Here is a 7,318-nt window from a genome sequence, read left to right on the forward strand (position 1 = left end):
GTTTGCTTGAGATAGCTCAAGTATAGCGGTGTAGTTGAAATTTACTGATCGATTTAGATGACAAAAGATAAGATTTACCTTACAGTTTTGCAAGAAAGAAGAGCTGAGATGACCTCAGCTCTTCAGGCTTATTTTAAGTTGATTTTAGCTTGATTAACAGGAACTTCGCATTTGAAAATGGTTTCTTTATCTTGTGGCTGCTCTTTTTTGATATTCCCGACACTATATGCTTTCCATACCGCTTTATCTGCGGTAAGCGTCATCGTACAATACCCATGTTTCGTGCTATTAAAGCACTTGATCCACGGATTTTCGTGATAAATATCAGTGGAGAGAATTTTGTCGATAATAGAATCAATTAAACCTGGGAGTGAGAAAGATTTTTGGCTGTTTATCGCTTGTGATTTGCTTTGTGCTTGGGCCACTTTTTGATACACGTTCTTCTCTTTTAAGATTTCTTTAATCGCTTCATCCGATAAGGGACTAGAATGAGTCGTTTCAGGTGATTGAGGTGTCACATCATCGCGGGCTTGTACCGACCAAGGCATTGCATTTGATAAGGCATTATACATAGCCTCTTTAAAGTTTAATGAGGTGACAGCTCCCACCATAAACTCTACACCAACGGCTTCACTATCTTTATCTTCTTTGTAGTTTTGCTTGATTAAATTCGCTTCGAAGGTGTGTAAATCTCCCGTCAGCGTGATCCAGTTTTGAATTCCAGCATCTTTTAATTCTTTGGTGATGAAATCGCGTTCCCAGCTAAATCCATCCCAGGCATCTAAATTGGCGTATCTACCTAGCATATATAACGGCGTGAATTGTACTGCATTGGCCCATATCTTCCACGTTTGATTAGACGTTTTCATCTTGTCTAAGAACCACGTTCTTTGACCGCTAATTTCTTCACCTAAAATCGATTGTTTAGGGTTAAATATATTGGCGCATCCTTTGGTGAAATTATTATCCTCTCCACATGGTGGGCTGCTACGGTATAAGCGCTGGTCAGTCAAGACGATCTCTGCTAAATTGCCGATTTTAACAGAGCGATAAATCTGGAAGTCCGTATAGTTTTTACGAAGATCTAAATGTACACGAGCGGGAATGTATTCAAACCAAGCTTGATTGGCGGCAAAGCGACGTGTGGGGTTTGACTGCTCATCTTCTCCAGGTGCAATAGCAGGATAGTAGGCATTGTCAGCAAATTCATGGTCATCCCATGTTGCGATCATCGCATGATTCTCATGTAGTTTTTGTAGATTGATATCTTTGCGAAGACTGCGGTAAATGGTACGATAATCGGCCAGTGTTTGGGCTAAAAATCCGCCGCTAGGTAGCTTGATCTTGCGATCTTTGAGTGGGTTTTGCCATGAAGGATCACCTACAGCTTCATAAATATAGTCACCTAAGTGAATGACAAAATCCAACTCTTCTTCAGCGATATGATGGAAAGCGTGGTAATAGCCATTGGTGTAATCTTGACAGCTTACATAGGCAAACTTTACGGCTTCAATGGCATGATTTTCTTTGGGTAGGGTTTTAAAGTGACCGGTCTGACTGACGTGACCGGATTGTGTAATAAACCGATAGTAGTAATGTTTACTTGAATCAAGGTATCCATCTAAATCTACTTTGACCACATGGTCGAACTGTTCCCAAATGGGGGTGTATCCACTTATTTGAACATTTTGAAAGGATGAGTCGCTTGCAACTTCGACTTTAACAAATTGACCGTTTTCAATGAAGCTGGTAATAGCTGGATCTAAGGAAGAAGTTGAGGAATCAAGCCATTCGACAAGATCGTGATTAAATTGGGTAAGACGAATGCCATTACTTACCTGTGGATCAACCCGTGTCCATAATATAGCACCTGTTGAAGTCGGGTCACCGCTTGCAACTGAGAGTGAAAAGCCTTCTCCGATCGGATAGTGTGGTAAATACGATGGCTCTATCGCGCTTGCAGATTCTGCAAACACTTTGGATATAAGTCCACCGCCCAAGCTGTGCGTTACTAAAAAAGCAGAGCCTGCTAACAAAGATTTTAAAAATATTCGTCTTTCGTGATTAAAGTTTGATTGTGGCATTATGATAATCTCCTATTTGATATGTATAAATAACGAATTAACTCTATTTATTATACAAAAATATGTATTTTAACTCTATCTATATTTTAAACAATCATCATTTTTTTATATATTCTTAATAAACACGATGGTGGATAGAAAAATGAGCAGAAAAAAGATAGGGTTTTTATTGGAGGATGTATAAAAATAATTATTAGAATGTTTGAATTATATCATGTTCTTTAAAATAGTTACCATGATTGCAGCAACAGAGCCAATCGCATTTAATTTACATACTTTATAAACATATATGTTTATAAAGTATGTAAAGGGGTATTTCTATATTGTCAACACAAACATGAGGAGGAATAAACGATGAATGAATCTCAAGTGGTTATGATTACAGGTGCTACCAAAGGCTTAGGTAAAGCACTAACATGGGCATTTGCAAAAGCAGGTGCAAAATTAGCGGTTTCAGCTAGAGGGCAAGATGGTTTGGATGAACTCGCTAGTCAGTTAAAAAGACAAGGGGTTGAAGTGTTAGCTGTTCAAGGAGATATGGCAAATAATCGTGACGTTGACCGTTTTGTAGCAATGACAGAGAAGAAATTTGGACAAATTGACGTGTTAATTAACAATGCTTCTATTTTCGGTCCTAGCCCCTCCCCCTATCTGCTGGACTTTCCCGAAGAAGACTTTCTAGAAGTCCTGCGTATCAATAGCATGAATCCATTTCTTGTGACCAAAAGGGTGTTAACAGGGATGCTAATTAGAGAACAAGGCGTCATCATCAATGTTACTTCAGAAGCGGGACGAACTGGTTTCGCTGGATGGGGAGCTTACGGAATTTCTAAGTTTGCACTGGAAGGGCTGACTCAAACTTGGGCAGATGAGCTAGATGAAACTGGTATTCGTATTTATATGGTGGATCCCGGTGAAATGGATACAGATATGCATGCGCTTGCGGTACCAGACTGTGATTATGAACTAAATGATCCCCAAGCCATTACGCCCGTTTTTTTATACTTAGCCTCTAAGGAAGCCAAATACTTAAGTGGTGAGCGGATTGAAGCAACCAAGTGGTTAGCAGAAAGAAGGGATGCAAAATGACAGCCCCTATCTTATTCCACTTGCCAAATGACCGGAATGCTACTGCACCACCCGAACGAAGAGGGATAAGGCGTGATCAAGTTGGACTTATGGTTTCAGATCGGAAAACAGGAGATAGTCAGCACACACGCTTTGATCGATTAATCGATTTTCTAAACCGAGGAGATACCATTGTCTTAAATGCGAGTCGAACGATTCCTGCTGTGTTGTATGGAGAGTGGAGACGAGATCAATCTGTGCTGGTGGCGCGATTAGAAGTTCGTTTAGCCAAGCAATTAAGTGAACAAATATGGGAAGTACTACCAGTAAAAAAGGGGATGAGAGTAGGTGATGAATGGATTTTTTCATCACAATTAAAAGCAGAAGTAATCGCTACAGACGCTACTTCCCCTCTAGTAACCGTGAAATTTTCACTAGAGAAGGAAGCATTCTATGAGCAAATTTATCGCTTGGGAGAGCCGATTCGCTATGAATATATCAAAAAGCCGTGGAGTTTAGATTATTATCAAACCGTTTTTGCTACAACACCTGGATCAGTCGAACTTCCCTCCGCTGGGCGTGCATTTAGCTGGGAGCTACTAATTGCCTTGCGAAAAAAAGGAATAAACATTGTTTTTCTTACCCTTCATACCGGATTAAGCTATTACTTAGACGATTCATATGTGATGAAACCAGAACGAAATTGTGAAGATTATGAAGTGGCAGAAGAGGCAATTGCGACGATAGCACAGACAAAAAAAGAAGGTGGAAAAGTAATTGCTGTTGGGACAACAGTTGTCCGTGCACTCGAAAGTGTGGTCGAAGAGAGTGGTCAGCTTCAAGCTCAAAAAGGAAGAACTTGTGTAAAAATCGATGCCCATACAAAACTTGCGGTTGTGGATGGATTGATTACCGGATTTCATGAGCCAGAAGCTTCTCATCTTGACCTACTTAATGCTTTCACAGGATCAAAACAATTATCCAAAATGTATAAAGAGGCACTTACGCATCAATATTTATGGCATGAATTTGGTGATATCCATCTGCTGATGTAGGAGGGGAAATGATGCACCATGTGGGGATTGAAGTGCGAAATTTGGATCGATCTATCTCGTTTTATCAGAAGTGGTTTCACTATCAAGTTGAAGGGAGATTTATTTTGCAAGATGAGTCTATCGTGTTTTTAAAGTACCAGGATTCAATAATAGAATTAGTCGAAAACGCAAACTTAAACAGTCATCGATCTGATCTTCACATGGCGTTTTCCATCGAAGATATTGAATCCCTTCTAGTTGATATGAAAAAAGAAGATGTGCGCATCATAGAAGATGTGATTACACTCAAAAATGGATGGAAAAACGCATTTATTCAGGGACCGGATGCGGAATGGATTGAGCTGATTCAGTTTACTTAAAATGATTCACATATTTTGGGTGGGAAGTCACAAACTAAGTGTAGGATAAACTTGAGGGGTGCACTGTTATGGATACCGTTACTTTATCACGTGCTTTTTTTGGGACTTCACTCGCCTTCCATATCATTTTTGCTACACTGGGCATTGGAATATCTTTCATGGTGTTTCTGAGCGAGGTGATGCATCAATTAAAAAAGGATAACGATTATGCGATCATGGCCAAGCGTTGGACGAAAAGTGTGGCGATATTGCTGGGCGTGGCGATACCAAGTGGGACAATTGTTGCGGTACAACTATCGCTTCTATGGCCCGGGTTTATGAAAATTGTGGGAGAAGTGATTTCTGTTCCGTTTCAAGTTGAGATTTTTGCCTTTTTTCTAGAGGCATTAGCTTTATCTATTTATGTTTATGCGGCTGACCGGTTACCTCCCAACATGAGAATTTTATCTGTATTTCTTGTGTTTTTAGGGGCAATCGGATCGGCGATTTTAATTACATCAGCCAATACCTGGATGAATACACCGGCTGGCTTTGACATGGCAGCTGATGGAACCATCTATAATGTGGATCCATGGAAAGCTTTTTTTAACCCTAGTTTTTTGCAAACTTCTTATCATGTGAGTGTGAGTGCATTGATGGTCGGTGCATTTGCAGTTGCATCCGTTGCTGCTTACCGCCTTCTTAAGCGAGATTCGCCACCACAAGCAAAATCACTTCACTATAAAGCACTTACGCTGTCACTTGTAGTTGCTTTTTTCATGTCCTTGCTAACAGCTTTATCGGGTCATGGTTCGGGACAAAACCTTCAGCAACATAATCCCGAAAAATTGGCAGCAGCCGAAGGATTATTTGAAACCCAACGTTATGCACCGCTTGCTATCGGAGGATACGTTGATCCTGAAACCCACAAAGTCAAATATGGTATTGAAATTCCCTATTTGCTTAGTTTTATTGCTGGAAATCGTTTTGATACTGAAGTGAAAGGTCTATATGAATTTCCCGAGGAAACGTGGCCACCTTTTTACGTACATACCTTATTTAATGTCATGGTGGGAATTGGTACGCTCTTACTGTTATTGGCAGGATTAGGGCTTTATTATCGCTGGAAAAAGAAACGACATTATCCCAAGTGGTTATTGCGAAGTTTTATATTTTCTGGGCCACTTGCGATGCTAGGCATTGAGTTCGGCTGGATTTTCAGCTGTAGTGGACGACAACCATGGACAATCTATGGATATCAGACGACAGCAGAAGCTGCTACACGTGCAGCGCATGTTGGATTTCTACTGATCTTATTTGCAATCGTTTATGCTGTGTTAAGTGTACTGGTCACGATCGTTATGATCTCTTACTTCAAGCGTCATCCAGTAATGGACGATATTGAACAGTTTTCTAAATCACAGGTTGTAAAGGGGGGATAATGTGGTAAAGCCAATTGAGCCTTCCATCGCGATTCTCGTCGTTTGGATTTTGATTTACATATACAGTATGGCTGGTTCCGTCGACTTCGGTGCCAGCTTCTGGGCTATGATCTATCGTAATCATGAAACACAAGCAGGAAACATGGCCAATCGCTTTCTTTCACCGACTTGGGAGATTACAAATACGATTCTGGTCTTAATGGTAGTAGCCGTTGTCGCTTTTTTTCCACAAGCTGCTTTTATGTTTGGAACCATCTTATTAGTTCCTCTCAGTTTGATTCTTATTTTGATTTTATTTCGTAGTTCATTTATGGTTTTTTCCTACTCAGTGGAAGGGTTTCAGAGGACATTAAAGTGGGTTTCAGGTTTGACGGGTCTGCTTGTACCTGTACTATTAATCAGTGCGCTTCCGATCACAGAAGGTGGGTTTGTTACAATTCAAGGAGGATATGAAACCCTACAAATGACAAAGTGGTTAAGTAGTCCCTCAGTATACATTTATATGTTATTTGGACTGACCTCTGAGTTATTTCTTTCGTCATTGTTTTTGGCTGATTATGCACGCGAATCAGAGGAACGAGATGCTTATCAAATTTATCGGAAACAAGCGATTTTGTTTGGTCCCTTATCGCTCTTGATGGCTGCATTGACGGTACCGCTTATGGAACCGGAAGCGGCTTGGTTGATTTCTAATCTTGAAGCGAATCGGGGTTGGTTTCTCTTTTCGGTTGTCTTATTTGTAATCGGTTATTCGGCACTGTGGTGGTCGAAGACGGGTAAACCGAGGGTAGCTGTGGTATTTGTTGCATCTCAATATGCGGTTGCTACTTTTGCATATGGGAAATCACATCTTCCTTATATGATTTATCCTTATCTTAAAGTAGATGATGCCTTTACGAACTTGGATACTTTCTATTCTCTCCTTAGTGTGTTAATCGTGGGTATGGCTATTTTGCTACCTGGCTTTCTCATTTTTTGGCGGCTGTTCTTAAAGGATCGCAGATATTTACAAAAAAAAGAGTAAAAAGGTATTGCGTGTCATATTATGATGTGTTATATTATTTCTTGTCGCCGCAAGCGACGCTGAAATGAATCGCACCTTGAAAATTAGATATGGAAACAAGCTGTATGAAATACACTTGGTCTTTTTTAAATGTCAAGTATATATTCACCGGAGAAGTAATCTTAAGAGTAATCAAACCATTTAGGTTAAGCTACTAAGAGCACACGGAGGATGCCTTGGCGCCAGGAGCCGACGAAGGACGGGACGAACACCGATATGCCTCGGGGAGCTGTAAGTGAGCTGTGATCCGAGGGTTTCCGAATGGGGC

General features: G+C 40.5%; 6 protein-coding genes and 1 rRNA gene. 6 read left to right on the forward strand and 1 reads right to left on the reverse strand.

The genetic code is table 11. The features are described 5' to 3' along the window. Positions 1 to 128 precede the first annotated feature (128 nt). The gene (locus tag IC619_RS12100) at positions 129 to 2,084 is read right to left on the reverse strand and encodes an alkaline phosphatase D family protein (protein ID WP_191140211.1); all 1,956 of its coding nucleotides are present in this window, start codon (positions 2,082 to 2,084) and stop codon (positions 129 to 131) included. A gap of 354 nt (positions 2,085 to 2,438) precedes the next feature. On the opposite strand from IC619_RS12100, the gene IC619_RS12105 reads away from it, so the two are divergent. The 6 genes from IC619_RS12105 to IC619_RS12130 form a co-directional block, all read left to right on the forward strand. Further along, positions 2,439 to 3,173, forward strand: a complete 735-nt coding sequence (locus IC619_RS12105; protein WP_191140210.1) for an SDR family NAD(P)-dependent oxidoreductase — start codon at positions 2,439 to 2,441, stop codon at positions 3,171 to 3,173. Beyond that, positions 3,170 to 4,207, forward strand: coding sequence for an S-adenosylmethionine:tRNA ribosyltransferase-isomerase (locus tag IC619_RS12110; RefSeq protein WP_191140209.1), 1,038 nt, complete (start codon positions 3,170 to 3,172; stop codon positions 4,205 to 4,207). Before IC619_RS12105 ends, IC619_RS12110 begins: the two co-directional genes overlap by 4 nt. A gap of 11 nt (positions 4,208 to 4,218) precedes the next feature. Further along, a complete protein-coding gene (locus IC619_RS12115) occupies positions 4,219 to 4,566 on the forward strand; it encodes a VOC family protein (RefSeq protein WP_191140208.1) in 348 nt (115 codons plus the stop codon). Between the two features lie 68 nt (positions 4,567 to 4,634). Further along, complete coding sequence (locus IC619_RS12120) at positions 4,635 to 5,987, forward strand: cytochrome ubiquinol oxidase subunit I (RefSeq protein ID WP_191140207.1); 1,353 nt, start codon at positions 4,635 to 4,637, stop codon at positions 5,985 to 5,987. A 1-nt stretch (position 5,988) separates the two neighbouring features. Further along, entirely contained in the window at positions 5,989 to 7,011 is a 1,023-nt protein-coding gene (locus IC619_RS12125) for a cytochrome d ubiquinol oxidase subunit II (protein ID WP_347239794.1), read from the forward strand. Between the two features lie 183 nt (positions 7,012 to 7,194). Next, positions 7,195 to 7,318 (forward strand): 23S ribosomal RNA (locus IC619_RS12130); the annotation flags it as partial.

It is taken from the genome of Polycladospora coralii, from assembly GCF_014773435.2.
Classification (GTDB): domain Bacteria; phylum Bacillota; class Bacilli; order Thermoactinomycetales; family Thermoactinomycetaceae; genus Polycladospora; species Polycladospora coralii.